Source organism: Paenibacillus ottowii (assembly GCF_006874425.1).
Lineage (GTDB): Bacteria > Bacillota > Bacilli > Paenibacillales > Paenibacillaceae > Paenibacillus > Paenibacillus ottowii.
The window spans coordinates 55,585-72,569 of the sequence record NZ_VIJZ01000005.1; the positions used below are offsets into that span (position 1 = coordinate 55,585).

General features: G+C 45.9%; 16 protein-coding genes. 1 reads left to right on the forward strand and 15 read right to left on the reverse strand.

The features are described 5' to 3' along the window. Positions 1-10 precede the first annotated feature (10 nt). The 15 genes from narI to FKV70_RS13445 all read right to left on the reverse strand — a co-directional run bounded on the left by narI (position 11) and on the right by FKV70_RS13445 (position 16,038). Positions 11-694, reverse strand: a complete 684-nt coding sequence (gene narI / locus FKV70_RS13375) for a respiratory nitrate reductase subunit gamma (RefSeq protein WP_064796963.1) — start codon at positions 692-694, stop codon at positions 11-13. Beyond that, positions 691-1,257: a nitrate reductase molybdenum cofactor assembly chaperone gene (gene narJ, locus FKV70_RS13380; RefSeq protein WP_142613146.1), complete on the reverse strand. Its 567-nt coding sequence runs from the start codon at positions 1,255-1,257 to the stop codon at positions 691-693. The genes narI and narJ overlap by 4 nt, the downstream gene beginning before the upstream one ends. Next, positions 1,250-2,839, reverse strand: a complete 1,590-nt coding sequence (narH, locus tag FKV70_RS13385) for a nitrate reductase subunit beta (RefSeq protein ID WP_142613147.1) — start codon at positions 2,837-2,839, stop codon at positions 1,250-1,252. Before narH ends, narJ begins: the two co-directional genes overlap by 8 nt. Further along, positions 2,829-6,503, reverse strand: coding sequence for a nitrate reductase subunit alpha (locus FKV70_RS13390; protein WP_142613148.1), 3,675 nt, complete (start codon positions 6,501-6,503; stop codon positions 2,829-2,831). Before FKV70_RS13390 ends, narH begins: the two co-directional genes overlap by 11 nt. A gap of 198 nt (positions 6,504-6,701) precedes the next feature. Continuing rightward, complete coding sequence (gene modB, locus FKV70_RS13395) at positions 6,702-7,379, reverse strand: molybdate ABC transporter permease subunit (protein ID WP_142613149.1); 678 nt, start codon at positions 7,377-7,379, stop codon at positions 6,702-6,704. Continuing rightward, entirely contained in the window at positions 7,376-8,227 is an 852-nt protein-coding gene (modA, locus tag FKV70_RS13400; RefSeq protein WP_142613150.1) for a molybdate ABC transporter substrate-binding protein, read from the reverse strand. Before modA ends, modB begins: the two co-directional genes overlap by 4 nt. 47 nt (positions 8,228-8,274) lie before the next feature. After that, positions 8,275-8,982: a DUF542 domain-containing protein gene (locus FKV70_RS13405; protein ID WP_063208492.1), complete on the reverse strand. Its 708-nt coding sequence runs from the start codon at positions 8,980-8,982 to the stop codon at positions 8,275-8,277. A gap of 109 nt (positions 8,983-9,091) precedes the next feature. Continuing rightward, on the reverse strand, positions 9,092-10,513 hold the full coding sequence (gene hemY / locus FKV70_RS13410) for a protoporphyrinogen oxidase (protein ID WP_142613151.1): 1,422 nt from the start codon (positions 10,511-10,513) through the stop codon (positions 9,092-9,094). Then, positions 10,506-11,612, reverse strand: coding sequence for a TIGR04053 family radical SAM/SPASM domain-containing protein (locus FKV70_RS13415; protein WP_142613152.1), 1,107 nt, complete (start codon positions 11,610-11,612; stop codon positions 10,506-10,508). Before FKV70_RS13415 ends, hemY begins: the two co-directional genes overlap by 8 nt. A gap of 15 nt (positions 11,613-11,627) precedes the next feature. After that, the gene (locus FKV70_RS13420) at positions 11,628-12,416 is read right to left on the reverse strand and encodes a YwiC-like family protein (RefSeq protein ID WP_142613310.1); all 789 of its coding nucleotides are present in this window, start codon (positions 12,414-12,416) and stop codon (positions 11,628-11,630) included. 123 nt (positions 12,417-12,539) lie between these two features. Then, a complete protein-coding gene (locus tag FKV70_RS13425; protein WP_142613153.1) occupies positions 12,540-13,337 on the reverse strand; it encodes a hypothetical protein in 798 nt (265 codons plus the stop codon). 34 nt (positions 13,338-13,371) lie between these two features. Then, a complete protein-coding gene (locus FKV70_RS13430; RefSeq protein WP_142613154.1) occupies positions 13,372-13,842 on the reverse strand; it encodes a hypothetical protein in 471 nt (156 codons plus the stop codon). Positions 13,843-13,894: 52 nt separating this feature from the next. Then, positions 13,895-14,365, reverse strand: coding sequence for a DUF6097 family protein (locus tag FKV70_RS13435; protein ID WP_142613155.1), 471 nt, complete (start codon positions 14,363-14,365; stop codon positions 13,895-13,897). Positions 14,366-14,389: 24 nt separating this feature from the next. Then, entirely contained in the window at positions 14,390-15,091 is a 702-nt protein-coding gene (locus FKV70_RS13440; protein WP_142613156.1) for a DUF1963 domain-containing protein, read from the reverse strand. 20 nt (positions 15,092-15,111) lie between these two features. Beyond that, positions 15,112-16,038 (reverse strand): cell division protein ZipA C-terminal FtsZ-binding domain-containing protein, encoded by a 927-nt coding sequence (locus tag FKV70_RS13445; RefSeq protein ID WP_142613157.1) that lies wholly within the window; start codon positions 16,036-16,038, stop codon positions 15,112-15,114. Between the two features lie 157 nt (positions 16,039-16,195). On the opposite strand from FKV70_RS13445, the gene FKV70_RS13450 reads away from it, so the two are divergent. Next, the gene (locus tag FKV70_RS13450; protein WP_142613158.1) at positions 16,196-16,942 is read left to right on the forward strand and encodes an MORN repeat-containing protein; all 747 of its coding nucleotides are present in this window, start codon (positions 16,196-16,198) and stop codon (positions 16,940-16,942) included. The last annotated feature ends 43 nt before the right edge of the window (positions 16,943-16,985 follow it).

Below are 16,985 nucleotides of genomic sequence, written 5' to 3' on the forward strand. Positions count from 1 at the left end.
GCCCGCTTTCCTAGTTCGTTTTATGTCTTCTGTACAGGATATAACTTCTGCGTACATAATTCAACGGAACGCTCCATACATGTACAAGCCGGGTAAACGGCCAGAATGCAAAAATCGCAAAACCCATAAGTACATGTAGCTTGAAAGAGATCGGTACATCTCTCATCAGTGTCGGGTCGACACGGAATATGAACAGACCACGGAACCAGATTGAGATCGTCTCCCGATAATCGAATTCAGGCTGTACCGCATTCGTTACAAGAGTTGCAAACATCCCTAGGCATACAAGAGCTAATAGCAATACGTTTACAATTAAATCAGAAGCTGTGCTTAAACGGCGCACATTACGAATTGTAAACCGTCGCGAGGTAAGTATCAACATCCCAAGGAACGTCATAGCTCCAAATATTCCACCAATATAGACTGCTCCAATGTGGTATAGATGATCGTTTACACCCAGCGCATGCATCCACGTTTTGGGTATACCCAGACCAGACACGTGACCGAAAATAACTGGAATGATCCCCAGGTGGAATAAGAGACTGCCTATCATCAATTGTTTCTTTTCAATAAATTCACTTGATTTTGCCGTCCAATTGAACTGGTCCGTTCTATAACGGAAGATATGACCTACGATAAAAATGACCACGCACATATAAGGGAAAATGACCCATAAAAATTGTTCCAACATCATAGCGTGGCCGCCTCCTGTTCTACGCAAGCTTTAAGCGTTTCGCGCAGTCCCTTGATCAGATGAAAATACGGACTTTCCATTTTTTCCAGTGCCTTAAGCAAATGATAGGTGCCGTCCTCCAGAATCGCGATCGGCATGCGGAAGTTTTCTGTCGTCTTTGCATCCTGCACCCATTCGGCGGCATACAGAAATTCACACATGAGCGGCAGATAATCAGGCAGCTCTCCATCTGGCATTTCAAGACCATACATTTCATAGAGGACCTTTAATTTGACCAGCATTTGTCCTCTTTCTTTTGCATCTTCAAACTTGAAGTAAGTCATATATAGTGCGCAATTTTTTTGAAAATCAAAAGTTTCGGTATACATTTCCTGGATCTCTTCCATACTAAACTCTTGCATCAGAGACCAGTACGTATGAGCATGCGTATACGCAGGATGACTCTGATCAAAGGATGCTTCCAGAAAAGCTGGATGAAAATCCAGCTTTTCTGGGTACATGAGTTGTTGGGCGAAAAACCCGAATGAAGGCTTGAATTCATACAGTTTCGCTACATTAATCACGCCAAATACCCCCGTAGAAGTTTTCTTCATACATTTGCTTGCCTGTTTTCGAAGGCTCTTCCATTCCTGTGGAGCTTCCCAGGCTACAACCGCTACAGCCAGCTCCTTGAACTCCACAACCATCCATATTCCCTAAGGTGTCACCGTATCCAGCAGCTCCCTGGGCGCGATATGGATTGGCATAACCCTCTTTATGCGACGTCGGAATGACGAAACGGTCCTCGTATTTGGCAATGGCCAGAAGCCGGTACATCTGTTCAGCCTGACGTGCTGTCATGCCAGTGCGTTCCAGACGACTTTCATCGAAAGATTGTCCTGTGGACTGGGCACGCATATAGGAGCGCATCATAGCCATCCGCTGCAGCGATTCCTTCACCGTCTGCGTGTCGCCCGCCGTCAACATATTGGCAAGATACTGAATTGGCGTGCGCATTTCTTCGATAGCTGGAAAGATCATATCCGGATTCTCGATAGAATCTTTTCCTTCAAAGTAATTCATGATCGGACTAAGTGGTGGGACATACCAGACCATTGGCAGCGTGCGGTATTCCGGATGAAGCGGGAATGCCAGCTTATATTCAATAGCAAGCTTGTAGACTGGTGAATTCTGTGCTGCCTCAATCCAGTCTTGCGAGACGCCATCTTTTTTGGCCTGTGCAATTACCGCCGGATCGCTTGGGTCCAGGAACAAATCACACTGTGCTTTGTACAGATCTTTCTCATCCTCTTTAGAAGCAGCCTCCTGCACCTTATCGGCGTCATACAATAGAACGCCAAGGTAACGAATTCGTCCAGTACATGTCTCGGAGCAGACGGTTGGCAACCCGGCTTCCACGCGCGGGAAGCAGAAGGTACATTTTTCTGCTTTGTTCGTCTGCCAGTTGAAGTACACTTTCTTGTATGGGCAACCCGTCATGCAATATCGCCAGCCGCGACATGCTTCCTGATCCACGAGCACGATGCCATCCTCGTCCCGCTTGTACATGGCACCCGAAGGGCAAGATGCGACGCAGCTCGGATTCAGACAGTGCTCACAAAGCCGAGGGAGATACAGCATGAACGACTTCTCGAAATTAAATTTAATCTCTTCTTCGATTTTCTGAATATTGGGATCAAGAGGCCCTGTCACATGGGTACCTGCCAAATCATCTTCCCAGTTTGGTCCCCAATTCAGATCCATTTTTTCGCCCGTTACAGCAGATTGTGCACGTGCTACCGGAGAATGCTTCTGCTCTTTAGCGTTGGTCAAATGTTCATAATTGTAGGTCCAGGGCTCATAATAATCCTTCATTTCAGGCATATCGGGGTTGTAGAAAATTTTACCAAGTGCTATCTTGGATAGCTTGTTACCTGACTTCAGTTCAAGCTTCCCTTTGCGAAGCTGCCAGCCGCCCTTATACTGCTCCTGGTCTTCCCAACGCTTCGGATACCCAATACCTGGCTTGGTTTCCACGTTGTTAAACCACATATATTCCGCACCTTTGCGGTTGGTCCAAGTTGTTTTGCACGTCACGCTGCACGTATGGCAGCCAATACATTTATCCAGGTTCATGACCATGGCAATTTGAGCTTTAATTTTCAAGCCAGTTAACCTCCTTCATTTTGCGTACCGCTACGTATACATCGCGCTGGTTGCCAATCGGTCCGTAATAGTTGAACCCGTAGCTAAGCTGAGCGTATCCGCCAACCATCTGGGTCGGTTTGAGATGAATTCTTGTTGGCGCATTATGACTGCCCCCGCGTGTTTCCGTGATTTCGGAGCCTGGCACTTGAATGTGCTTATCTTGAGCATGGTACATAAACATCGTCCCTCTTGGCATCCGGTGGCTGACAACTGCCCGGGCGGTAACGACACCGTTACGGTTGTACACCTCTACCCAATCATTGTCGGCCAGATCGTGGGCTGCTGCGTCTTCGTTATTAATCCATACCGTTGGCCCTCCACGGAACAGCGTAAGCATATGCTGGTTATCCTGATAAGTGGAGTGAATATTCCATTTCCCGTGTGGAGTCAGATAACGAAGCACCAGCGAATCCTGACCGCCCTTGATTTCCCGATCACGCGTACCAAATACCATCGGTGGTAAAGTCGGTTTATAGATAGGCAGCGACTCTCCAAACTGCTGGAAGATTTCATGATCGATATAGAAATGCTGTCTGCCTGTCAAAGTCCGGAACGGAACGAGACGCTCAATATTCGTGGTAAATGGCGAGTAGCGACGTCCCTGTTTGTTAGAGCCACTGAATACCGGCGTCGGTATAACTTCACGCGGCTGTGCTGTAATGCTTTGGAACGTTATTTTCTCGGCGGCGCGATCGGCTGAGATGTCCATCAGCTTCACCCCGTGATCCTTTTCCGCCTCTTCGTAGGCTTTTTGGGAGACACGACCATTGGTTGCCGACGACAGATGGAGAATCGTATCGGCCACTTGGCGAGCTGTCTGGATCTTCGGCAGTCCATCTTTAATGGATTCATCGTAATAGACCCCGTTTAGCTTCTTCAATTCCTCATATTCCTCCGCTACCGAGAAGCTAACACCGTGCGCGCCCGTTTTTCCTGTAGCCAAATTAGGACCGAGCGAGACATACTTATCATAAATTTCCGTGTAATCGCGTTCTACGATACTGAAATTAGGCATAGTTCTACCCGGCACAGCAGCGACCTCACCCTTCGTCCAATCCTTGACAAGACCCATCGGCTGCGAAATTTCGCCTATAGAATCATGTCCAAGCGGTGCAGTTACAAGGTCTTTATATATTCCTGGCAGATGTACTTTGGCCATATTCGAGAAGGTTTCAGATAACTGACGGTAAATATCCCAGTCTGAGCGGGATTCCCAAAGTGGGTTAACCGCAGGATTAAATGGATGTACGAACGGATGCATGTCTGTCGAGGACAAATCCGTTTTCTCATACCAGGTTGCCGCCGGAAGTACGACATCCGCGTACAATGGCGTTGTAGTCATCCGGAAATCAAGCGCGACCATTAAATCAAGCTTTCCTTCTACATCTTCCCGCCAAATGATTTCCTCTGGCTTCTGATCTTCATTCGGCTGGGCCAGCAACGCGTCGGAAGCTCCGAGCAAATGCTTCATGAAATATTCCTGTCCCTTGGCCGAACTGGAAATGAGGTTGGACCGCCAAATAAAGAGTGAACGCGGGAAGTTCTCTGCTGCTCCTGGGTCTTCAATAGCGAAACGGGTCTTGCGCGATTTAATCTCTTCCACAGTGTGGTTGATGATTTCCTCGTTTGACTTCTTGCCTAATTGCGCTGCTTCTTCAGCGAATAGCAGGCTGTTTTTATTAAACTGCGGATAAGAAGGCATCCAACCCAACCGGGCAGCGAGTACATTGTAGTCCGCTGGATGTTGGTAACTGACATCTCCCGCAGTCGGTGATTTCAATGTGTCGGTGCCACTTTCTTCATAGCGCCACTGTTCTGTTGCAAAATAGAAGAATGAAGTAGCATTTTGCAATCGAGCCGGTCCCTGCCAGTCTTTGGCAAAGGCAATCGTTGACCAACCTTCAATAGGACGGCACTTTTCTTGACCTACATAATGCGCCCAGCCTCCGCCGTTAACACCTTGGGAAGCAGTCAGCACGACCAGGTTCAAGATGGAGCGATAAATGGTGTCACTGTTGAACCAGTGATTGATCCCCGCCCCCATAATGATCATGGAACGTCCTTGGGTATCGATGGCGTTCTGAGCAAATTCGCGAGCAACTTGCACGACAACTGATGCCTTGACTCCCGTGATCTTTTCCTGCCAGGCAGGCGTATAATGACAAGCTGCATCATAATAATCCTTTGCATTATGAGGGCTATCATTGCGAGCCACACCATACTGACTCATCATCAAGTCATATACGGTGGCTACGAAACGCTCTGTGCCATCAGCTAGACGTACTTTTTTCGCCGGTATGACACGTTTAAACGTTCCGTTACCTGCGTTATCAAAATAAGGGAATACGATTTCTTCCCATTGCTCGTCATGACCTACCACCGTGAGCGCAGGCTCAACCTTTGTTCCGTCTTCCCGCTCCAGGATCAGATTCCATTTCTTATCCTGCTCCCAGCGCTGTCCCATGGTACCGTTCGGAACCATCATTTCCCCTGCTACTTCATCGAATATGACCGGTTTCCAATCTGCATGCTGTGAAGCATCCCCCAGATCGCTGGCTCGCAGAAAACGTCCGCCTTTCCAGGCTCCTTCGTGGGGATCAAGCAGAATCATGAATGGCATATCTGTATATTGCTTGGCATAGTTAATGAACATGGGTTCCTGGCGTTCTTGATAGAACTCATCCAGAATGACATGCGTCATCGCCTGTGCCACAGCGGCGTCTGTACCTGGATTGGGTGCAAGCCAGTTGTCAGCGAACTTCACATTTTCCGCCAAATCCGGAGCCACGGATACAACCTTGGTTCCTTTATAGCGTACTTCCGTCATAAAGTGAGCATCTGGCGTCCGGGTAAGTGGTACATTCGATCCCCACATGATCAGATAACCTGCGTTGTACCAATCTGAGGATTCAGGTACGTCCGTTTGCTCACCCCAAATTTGAGGAGAAGCAGGCGGAAGATCGGCATACCAATCGTAAAAGCTCAACATCTCCCCACCAAGCAGAGAAATGAACCGAGCTCCCGAGGCGTAGCTAATCATTGACATCGCCGGAATAGGGGTGAAGCCTGCAATCCGGTCAGGACCGTACTTGCGAATCGTGTAAATTAATTGCGCCGAAATCAGGTGCAGAACATCATCCCAAGCCACACGAACATGCCCGCCTTTGCCGCGAGCCGATTTGTAGAGCTTGGCTTTCTCCGGATCTTCCACAATGCTGGCCCATGCGTCTACTGGGTTGCTATGCTCCTTGAGAGCAGCTTGCCAGAGTCGCAATAGCTTACCGCGCATATATGGGTATTTCACACGTAACGGGCTGTATTCATACCAGGAAAATGAAGCTCCACGCGGGCATCCACGCGGCTCAAATTCCGGCATGTCCGGACCGCAGGAAGGATAATCAATTTGCTGATTTTCCCAAGTGATGATGCCGTTCTTTACAAAAACCTTCCAGCTACAGGAGCCAGTACAGTTAACACCATGCGTCGTGCGAATTACTTTGTCGTGAGACCAACGCTGGCGGTACACGTTTTCCCATTCTCTATTTTTTTCTTCAAGGATTGACCAATTTCCGGAATAGCTCTCGATTGGTTTGAAGAAGTTGAGACTGTATTTCTTTTTCATCGGTGATCAACGCTCCTTTTCAGAATGAATCAGTCCATCGCAAGCCCATGGAAAAGATTCATTCGCTTACTCTCATTATGAAATTCATTCATCTCTGTTCCCATTAGGGAATGTCCTATAGCGCTATAGAAAATCCCTCGTTCTATGGAATCATACAAAAAAAGCCCCCTCTGTCAGAGGGAAGCTTGTATGAATAGATTAATTGTTCTTTTGGCCTGTTAACAGGAGCATCATAAAGGAAATCAGTATAATAGAGCATGTCCAAGCCCAGGCCATGGGAAGATGACCAGCATCCACTGCAATATAGATGGCAGTCGGGATCGTTTGTGTTTTACCCGGAATATTCCCAGCAATCATCAGCGTAGCACCGAATTCGCCCAGTCCACGGGCAAAACCGAGTATAAAGGCCGCTTTAAAAGCAGGGAAGATCAACGGAAAGGTGATATAACGGAAGACCTGCCATTCATTTGCACCCATCGAGCGCCCTGCGCTCTCCAAATCCCTGTCCACTGAAGCGAATCCCATTCTCAGTGTCCGGTAGACGAGAGGAAAAGCCACAACTACCGCTGCCACAACCCCAGCCCACCATGAGAAAATAATAGGCTCGCCAAACCATTGCTCCATCAACTGTCCAAACCAACTTTTTCGTCCGAGTAAGATTAACAGTAGAAACCCAACTACAGTCGGCGGGAGCACCAGAGGCAGCATAAGCACAGTTTCAACGAGAGTTTTCCCTTTGAATAATCCTAACCGCGACATGGACCATGCCGAAAACAAACCTAATAGGATCACCAAAATACTGGATAACAGCGCAACCTGCAGCGATAATCGGATTGGAGGCCAATATTCGTTCCAATCTATAGCTTGCATACTCACTTCGGTATGGTAAATCCATACTTAGCCATAATATTCAAAGATTCTTGCGATTGAAGGTATTCATAAAAGTTTTCGGCTTCTTGAATATGCTTGGAAGCTTTGACAATGCCGATAGGATACTCAACCGTAGAATAGGTTTTAGGATCGACCTCAAAGGCAATTTTCGCCTTTTGCGAAGTTAACGCATCTGTCTTATACACAAACCCCACATCAGCGTTACCTGTTTCTACGTATTGCAGCACTTGTCTAACATCTTTCGCCTGAACGAGCTTGTCCTGCAGCACATCCCAAAGCTTTACGTTTGTCAGTGCTTCCTGTGCATATTTGCCTGCAGGAACACTTTCAGGAATACCGATTGCTACCTTTTTCACTTCGTTTTTCGTTAGATCCTTGATATTCGTGATGCTCATCGTCCCATCTGCAGGGACCACCGCTACCAGCTCGTTCGTCAGCCATGTTTTTTGTTGATTGCTATCGATTAACTGCTGATCTACGAGCGACTTCATGTTTTTCTTTGAAGCAGACAAAAACAAGTCCGATGGTGCCCCTTGCTCAATCTGCTTTTCCAATGCACCGGAACCACCAAAGTTGAAATTCAATTTAATACCTTTATGGGATGATTCGTACAACGGCTGGATTTCTTTGAGTGCATCTGTTAAGCTCGCAGCTGCGGAAATGGTCAGTTCAACAGTTTCAGCCTTTTTCGATGATTCCTGGCTGGAGACCTCGTTTTGAGTCGTGCTATTTCCACCTGAAGCTGGTTGTTGCCCCGCGCCGCATCCTGCAAGTACTAACACAATGGCAAAAATAAAAAAGAAGACCTGACTTTGTTTAATAATTTTCTTCATGTTGGATCGGCTCCTTACGTTCTGCCTATCATAAGGGATAGGTTCCATTATGAATGAAGTTGTGCCTGTTTGGTGCGTTCAACCAACGTACAATTCTCAAGCAGAATATGATTATAAATGTCCGCTTCCAGGTCCTCCAAACGCTTCAATACAAGTCGGTGTGTACCACACGCTTCCTGTAGCGGCTCAAAGCCATTGGTAATCAAGCGCAGCTCCTGCAATAAATCCACAACCGCTTGATGCTCACCCTGCAACTCGGACAAATGAAAATGAAGTGCATCCACACGTTCAAATGCCGAGTCTTGAAGAAACGCTTGAATCAACGGAAACAGAAGGTTTTCCTTGAATTGAATATGTGCCGATAGCTTCTGCTTAAGCAAGGTATAAAGTTCATTCACTCGCTTTAGGTGCGAATAACGTTCGCCATGGACCCGCGTTAGTTTGGTAATATACGGTGTGAGCGCCGCTAGTTCTTCACATAATTTTGTGTGATACTCATCCTGAATATAGGCGATTAGTTCTTTGGGTTCCAGCGAGGAAGGCTGCATTTGCTTATGCTGTGCCTGGCTTTCCTCCACTTCATGCACCCGCTCCAGCAGTTCATTAGCATGAAGACCTCGGCTCTCTGCTGCTTCGCGGAGCGGTATTTTCCCGCCACAGCAGAAGTCAATCCGTAGTTTACGGAACAAGTCACTAGTTTTGGGCACTTCTTTCACTATGTCCGCTACCCATGTTTCCACCGTTAGCTGGCTCATTTTTCATTCCCCCATCTTACTTCATTTTTATACTTAATTCTCATTCTATGTTTCTCTCAAGACTGAGCCAATAAGGGTGTTCCCTTTTTCACTCATGGAAACAGCCTGCTTATAAAAAACCTGCGACCAGCTGTTCAGCTGCTTCTTTGCCTTGAGCGATACAGTCCGGAATGCCAACGCCTCCATAACCAGCGCCACACAGAAACACATTCGGAAAATACCGGGACAAATCGTGTCTTACCTTCGCCATATGCTCTTTGTGCCCAATCGGATATTGCGGCATCGATTGAATACACCGACTGACCTCAGTCATTTCAGGTTGAGCCTCGATCCCCATTAAATCTTTCAGGTCTTTGCGGGCCTCTTCCACCAGTTCCTCGTCTGTCATCTGAACCCATTCCTGTGCACCTGCATGACCAATGTAAGTCCGTAAGAGTGTATATCCTTCAGGTGCGGTATGGCTCCACTTTGTCGATGACCAAGTACAGGCCGTAATCATTTTTCCTTCTTTGCGGGGAACGAGAAATCCAGTTCCCTCATAGGCCAAGCGAAGGTCTAAATTTTTATAAGCCAAGGAAATATTCGCTACCGAAACGTAATTGATCTGATGGAGCCAGCTCACACTTTCGATATCGGAAAATAATGTAGCCGCCTCAAAGGCTGGAACAGCGCAAATCACTGCATCTGCCTCTAACATTTGGCCATTATCCAGGATTACCTGATAAGCGTCCTCTTTTCTTACTTCAGAGGCACGCTGTCCCATCACAAATTGAACGGTGTCAAGCTTTTCCTTTAACCGCTCCACGATGGTGGATAATCCTTGCCGATAGGAAAGAAACATGCTTTTCTTGGCAATTTCCGGGTATTTGTTAGATATCCCCGACTTTCTCCCCGCTCCTTTAGCCATACCTATAATCAGACTTCTATGCTTTTGTTCCATCTGCTTAAATTGAGGGAAGGTTGACTTGAGGCTAAGAGAATACGTATCGCCAGCGTAAATACCAGATAGCAAGGGTTCCGTAATCTGGTTCAACACTTCTTCGCCAAGACGCCGCTTGATGAAATCTCCCAAAGATTCATCCATATCGCCTTTCTTGGCTGGAAGGATCAAATCCAGGGCTGCGCGCGCTTTTCCCAGCGGAGAAATTAACCCTGTACGAATGAAGGGAGTTAGCTTTGTTGGAATACCTAAAATAAAGCCCATCGGCATCGTGTGCAGCTTGCCTTTATGCAAAATGGAGGCTGACTTGGCCTTCGGGTTTGTTGATACCAAATCGGCTTCCAGTCCCAACTCCATAGTCAGATCCAATATAGCCGTCTTTCTGGCCAGAAAAGCATCCGGTCCTTTTTCGATCATAAAATGGTTTTGGCGTACCGTTTGCAGTTTTCCTCCCAGACGGTCGCTTTTCTCCACTAACGTAATCTCCACTTCAAGCTGTCTGTCCTCCGCCAGCTTTTTCACATAAAAAGCGGCACTTAAACCGCTTATTCCTCCACCAAGGATCACAACTTTTTTAGCATTTTTATTCATGAGAACACACTTTCCTTCCCACTCCGGGCATATATGCACAATAAGGGTCACTCTCCAAGTAATCTCCGGTGATGGCAAAAGCCCTTGCTCTGGAGCCTCCACAGATTGTATTAAATTCGCAGACTCCACATTTGCCTTTAAGCAGAGATTTATCTCGAAGATTATTCATAATCGGAGAGTGCCTATAAATATGGGCCAAACTGTCATTCCGTACATTCCCGCATGACAGCGGTAGGAAGCCACTTGGGTACACCTCGCCGATATGACTGATAAAAACAAATCCATCTCCATCATTTACGCCTTGGGGAGCGCGACCCAGAACATCTACCCTTTTTTGTTCGGACGTTGCGTTATGCTGTCCTGCTTTATGCTTTTCCTGTAGGACAACCCTTCGATAGTGAGGTGCTTCGGTAGCCTTTACACCGTAGGGCATCTGTTGCTGTATCTGATACAACCACTTCATTACCGCCTCATGCTCATCAGGAGTAATCATATCTTTTTCCATACCACGTCCGGTTGGAACGAGAAAAAACAAGCTCCATAACACCGCCTGCATTTCCTTGACCTTCTCTGCGATTTTCTCCAAGTCATGAAGATTGTATCGGGACACCGTTGTGTTCACTTGGATAGGAATGTTCAATTCCTTCAAATAGCCAATTCCCCGCATAGTCGTATTGTAAGAACCCACGGTCCCACGAAAATGATCGTGAATGTCCGCACATGAACCATCGAGGCTAAAAGCCCATCGTGATAAGCCAACCTGCTTTGCTTTTTCGACTGCTGCTCGTGTCACTTTCGGGGTCGCACTGGGAGTCATGGAAACCGACAGCTTTTTCTCCTCAATGGCATATTGAGCCAGCTCAAACAAGTCGGGACGCGCTAACGGATCTCCCCCTGTGAAAACCACCAGCGGATGATTCATTTCAGCGATTTGATCGAGCAGCTTTTTGCCCTCTTCCAATGTCAGCTGACGAGGGTCAGGCTTATATTGGGCTTCCGCTCTGCAGTGAAGGCATTTTAATGCGCAAGCTCTCGTTACCTCCCAAATGACAATAAACGGGTCTACACGATAATTTCGTGGCGTTTGCAAAGATATCATTGATGTCTCTCCTTTTTAAAAATATAAAAACAGCACAGATACATAGAGCATCAATGAAAATCCAATTTCAGCCATGCCTACATGTTTTGCCTTTAACTCGAATTTAGGAAGCCATATAGCTCGTATGAACAAAATTAAAAATGGAATAATCAAAAACACCTTGATCCAGGCGGCAAACAGCACAATGATCAGATGATAGATAATAGACGCATAATAGTAACGTGGATTTTTTCTTTCACGGATGATCGTTTTAACATAAAGAGCCGTTCCTATGAAATAACACACCAATAGCAAAAACAGCTCTGTAGTCAGTATCCAATCTCCGCCTTCTCCAATATGAACAACAGGATATATAAAAGAACAGAAGAGCAAAATCGCGGTAATGTCATTTAACAGAGCACGCTCATTCTTGATTTTGGCGTAATACATATTAGCCAAAAAAAAGAATAGGAGCAGAACTCCGTACCAGATCAACGCAGGTCTAACCCATACTAGAGAAGCTAAAAGAGGAAGGAGTATTGCTCCGTATATAACAACAGGTTTACGGTATCTTTTACTGTTTCCTGTTTTGATCCATTGGAGAACAGGAAAACTAAATAAATAGATAAAAAACCAGCATACGAATAGAGGTATATGAATGAATTGTTTTGGAGAAGCAGCTAAGCCAAACAAAAATGGAAGGATGAGCATTGCCCAGGCTCCATGCTGATTGGGGATGTATCTACTGGTCCCTTTCAACGTCTTGACCCTTTTTTCACAATGTTTAACACCTTTATAGCTTCGGTTAATCGACTCATCATCCATTCCCCCAAAATTCAATTTTTCACCCTACTTTAATTCTAAGTATTCTGTCCAATTGAACCAATCAGGGAGTTCCCTTTTTTGTTTGGGGGAATAGCCTAACCTGAAGATAAACCTTCACTTTCTTTATAAAAACGCACCAAAGTAATCGTTCAGCACTTCCTGGGAGTATCCGTCATCTCCTTGCCAACTTGCTACGGAATAAAAATCATCATTACCGCCACGGCGTCTACGAGGTGTGTCCCGCGGTACCAGCAATCCCGCATACCCCCACACTTCCATAGCCACATCGCGTTCATTTTTGCTGGATGGGAGCACATCTTTCCAGCGCTTCTCCAATTGTCGTGGACCGTTCTGAGCCTCACAGGCCTGAACAGCTTCCAGCATATTGCGAAGGATAGCCAAATCCTCATCAGAAACCTGAATCTCCTCTTCTTGGCTAAACAATTCAAGGTCCATCCAACAATAAAGAAGGTGATTCAGCCGAATACCACCCCATTTGATTCGTTCAAAATTCAGTACATTCAAATCCGCATTGATGTATTCCTTATCAGACATTAGTTTATGAAAATTACAATCCCCACAGCTACTGTAATTGGGCAAGACGACAGGCCGCTCACTATAGGTGTGCAAAGGCAGTTGTGCGGTTAATGCCCAGCTCGATAAGGCGCTTCGCAAATGGACTTTTTTCGTGGAAAGACTGTGCAAAAACGCTGCGACCACTCGCTCTTTTGTAGCCTTTTGCTGGTGCAGCTCATGTAACCTTTTTATCATCTCATCATGTGTAATGGTGATCGGATCGAACATCAAGCCCTTACTTTTGGCGTATTCAAAATCCTCACCCGAAAAGGGTCCCCGTTCCTGCTTCCAGCCATTGGACGACCAGAAAGTGTTCATGAGTATTTTCTTGGCTTTTTTATCCATCACACTTCTCCTTACTCATCTGACACTCTCACCTTCAACATTCATTTTTATACTTAAAAGCAATCGCCGTATTTCCAGATCGGGGATCAAAATAGGAGCAGATTTTTCCCCAGATTAGTTTATATTCCTTGTAAGGATAGGGCTTGGTTTGTCGGTAGCTTGGCTTTATGGACAAATGCCGCTCTAACAAACGATCATGCTCCCTTTGCCGCTTTCGCTCCCCTTCCTCAGACCAATTATCCCATGAAGTTGGAAATTCATTGCCCTGAAGTGAAATCTCCACAACCATTAGGCTTGTATCCTTAAAGCATACAGACACAAAAAAAAGCCGATCCAGCAAAGGAACCTGATCAAAATGATACCAAATGTACCCATTTCCCAGCTTTCTTACAGAATGAAAATAGTTCAAATAGAAAGCAGTCTCTAACAACTGCTCTTCTGTTAAAGAAGAATCAATCGCGTGTTCATCATTGACCTGGATGATTCCCGATTCCCAGTCATTCATTGCTGCCACTCCCTAAGCTGATATGACGATCTTCTACGGCTACTCTTTGTCCTTATTTATCCACATGGTGGAAAATGGCCTGCCAGGCCCGATCCAGCACACGTGTATGTAAACGTCCGGCATAAATATTTCTCACGATGGCAAGAACGATCACACCCACAAATACAACGCTAAGTATGGTAATAGAGGGAACCCAGTGGTCGAACATGGCATTCGCCAACACTTGCATCAGATCTCGCTCCGGCTGCAAATATTCCACCGCCGCAACGATGCCTGCTGCCAGCAATATAATCACAGATATAATCAAAAGCATTGCATTAATTACTTTGTATCTGGCAAGCCCTTGTTGAAAAATACGAGTGCCGGCATATTGCTCCAGCAAGATGATCTGCTGGTGAAAATCATCCTCCACCTGTTCTACTGGCAGGTCGTGCTTCTGAATCAAAGCATGTGCTTTCTTCAGTTCGGATTGAATAAATAGACTGTTCTGGATGGCAGATCCTAACTGACCTAAAACGTTCATATCTTTTTTACCTCATTTCAATATTTAGTAAAAATCAAAGTAACCTCGCCAGGCCCCTTCATTCTGAAGCTTGGCAAAATAAAAGCAGCCCCCGTCGACAATGTTCAATCCAGCTTTGGCATCTGACGCAATCTGAAACACAAATTCACAGCCTTCGCCAAAGTCGATGCCTGATTGAATAAAGCTGGGATAGCCACCGATTTTGTGAACCACATGGATTCCCTCTACAATGTCCTCAAAATAGTCGGGTTCCTCTTCATCCATGTTGTTGATGGCATCACCATACTCTTCAGGGATGTCTTCCCCGTCCCAAACGGGATAGTCATTCTCTAGGAGCTCAGGGAATAACGGGAATGCCTTGATGTGCATGAATGCTGGACCAAAATCTTTTTCAACCAAATCCTCTACCGACGTATACTCACGAATACACATATATCCTTCCATGTCCTCATGATCCAGTACATCGGGAGACAGGAAGACCGTCAACAGCTTGACATCACGCATAGCTTGAGGAACAAAAGGCATGGCAGACAAATACAATTGCATGATCGGAGCCATAGCATTCCCCTGTACATCAATGGGTTGTTCTTCCGCCGGCAAAGCCACTGTAACTCTGCCAATCCAGCTCTGTTCCAGGGAATCTAACGGTCTGTGGCCCCCTGTATGAAAAATAGTAGCTTTACGCTTTAGAATCGTTCTTAGCTTCTCGATAGAGTTGCTGGACAACGAAATCACCCCTTTCTAGGCTAGAGTAGAAACGCAACAGCATACGAGCCTGCTTTAAATCCAAACTCACTTAATCGGTCTTCCATCTCTTGAATTTGACGAAGATAATCTTCCGGTACAGCTGGCAGATCCTGTTCATTGACTAATGTTCCGCCGAGTCTAGCGCATGCATATTCGGCACTTTTCCACATCGCCTCAAACACAACTTGCGGCTGCACTGTTCTTACCACATCCATACTGAAAATCAAATCTGCAAACTGATCCTCTGCAAGTGTACTCAGCCAAAAAAATCCAGGCTCTGTTCCCGTATGTACGCTAAATAGTTCATCATTGCCTCCCGGGCCGTGATGGTGTGCATGGAAAATATCCATATCTCCCCACTCCATTCCAAGGCTCAGCATGACATCCCAAATGTCCGCTCCACGGTAAGATTGACCTTGATCCGCTACCAGTCTAAGCATGACAGTGTGTTCCCACTCATCTTCCTGATCTGTAAATGCTTGAAGTTTTTCCGCTTTTGCACGAGCATGGGCAGCATCCTCCCGAGGAAGCACACGAATGGTCCCCTTCTCCTGAAATCGCGCCGGTAGTGTGTTCATAAAATCAGCAACCTTGGCTTCTTCCAAACAAATCTGCATCTCTACATTATTGAATACATCCACACAAATACATATTTTATCATAACAGCATTCGCCTTCTAGTCTACGCCCGACGCCAGTCCATATCTGCAAATCTTGAACATGCCCGTATACGATATATCCTTTGAGCAATTGCAAAATGTCTTCATCTGACAACGTAAAATCACAGAATTCCACATCTATCAGCCAGTAGATATTAGAATCAGGCTCCACTTCATGGATTCCTTTTATCATCTTTCTAGGCGCATGATCCAACTCTATGGCAAGAATGCTCGATACGTCCTCACTCCCATACTCAGGCAAATTCAAAACATACTCCTCCTTATTACCTGTTTTTTACTTTATAGTTTCCTATAACTCTCAATATATATTAAACTATAAACCACCAAGCACAAAATAGGTTAAAAGTGCTGGGTTGTTGAACATGACTCGTAGAAACTCAAAGCTTCGAAAGGAGAAACGCATGATGCAAAAACTGTGGCAAAAAGGAAAAGCTCTGTCCCTGCCTATTATCGTGTCGGCATCGCTGATTTCTGGAGCGCTGTCTGTAAGTATACCTGCGGCCAATGCCGCTGCAACCAAGGAATTGCTTCAGCTATCCGGACAGACGACTTACTTCGGAGAGGTTGTGAATGGTCAGCCGCACGGACGTGGTACGATCAAATGGAGCGAATACAAGCAGTATTCGGGCGATTTTGTGAATGGAAAACGCTCAGGAACTGGAAAATATATAAATCAATATACAGATGCAGATGGACAACATCATAAAGTCGTATACAACGGAACATGGAGCAATGACACGATGAGCGGCAAGGGTACGCAGACTGAAAAGGTGACACAAATGGACGGAACGATACGTTCGAATGAGATCCAAGCGGGTACTTTTCAGAACAATGGATTACAGAACGGCTACCAAGTGATCCATGCTGTAGCCGACCCGGACTATAGCTTTACTTATAAAAATGGAAATGAAGTGCTAGCTATTTTGCACACTAATCGTGATCTGGTCCAAAGATGGCAGCAAGGAGAACTTTTCTCCGTAAATTATAAAAATGGCTCCGTCCAAAAGAAATATTCCATTTTCCCTGAAGAAATTGCTGCCAAAGAACGTCAACGACAAGCGGCCATCAAATATCTCAAGGGGATTACCGCCAAGGTCACCCCTCACTTGCAGCAGTTTGAAAAACTGTCCAAGCAGGTCCCTCTGAAATAAGCTAGAATGCCGCACAATTTATAATTAGCCTCTACGCAAAAAG

Bases quoted from the DNA above. Each gene is read 5' to 3' on its own strand.
- narI (WP_064796963.1), bottom strand. From the start codon at position 694: ATGATGTTGGAACAATTTTTATGGGTCATTTTCCCTTATATGTGCGTG.
- FKV70_RS13390 (WP_142613148.1), bottom strand. From the start codon at position 6,503: ATGAAAAAGAAATACAGTCTCAACTTCTTCAAACCAATCGAGAGCTAT.
- modA (WP_142613150.1), bottom strand. From the start codon at position 8,227: ATGAAGAAAATTATTAAACAAAGTCAGGTCTTCTTTTTTATTTTTGCC.
- FKV70_RS13405 (WP_063208492.1), bottom strand. From the start codon at position 8,982: ATGAGCCAGCTAACGGTGGAAACATGGGTAGCGGACATAGTGAAAGAA.
- hemY (WP_142613151.1), bottom strand. From the start codon at position 10,513: ATGAATAAAAATGCTAAAAAAGTTGTGATCCTTGGTGGAGGAATAAGC.
- FKV70_RS13415 (WP_142613152.1), bottom strand. From the start codon at position 11,612: ATGATATCTTTGCAAACGCCACGAAATTATCGTGTAGACCCGTTTATT.
- FKV70_RS13420 (WP_142613310.1), bottom strand. From the start codon at position 12,416: ATGGATGATGAGTCGATTAACCGAAGCTATAAAGGTGTTAAACATTGT.
- FKV70_RS13425 (WP_142613153.1), bottom strand. From the start codon at position 13,337: ATGGATAAAAAAGCCAAGAAAATACTCATGAACACTTTCTGGTCGTCC.
- FKV70_RS13430 (WP_142613154.1), bottom strand. From the start codon at position 13,842: ATGAATGACTGGGAATCGGGAATCATCCAGGTCAATGATGAACACGCG.
- FKV70_RS13435 (WP_142613155.1), bottom strand. From the start codon at position 14,365: ATGAACGTTTTAGGTCAGTTAGGATCTGCCATCCAGAACAGTCTATTT.
- FKV70_RS13450 (WP_142613158.1), top strand. From the start codon at position 16,196: ATGCAAAAACTGTGGCAAAAAGGAAAAGCTCTGTCCCTGCCTATTATC.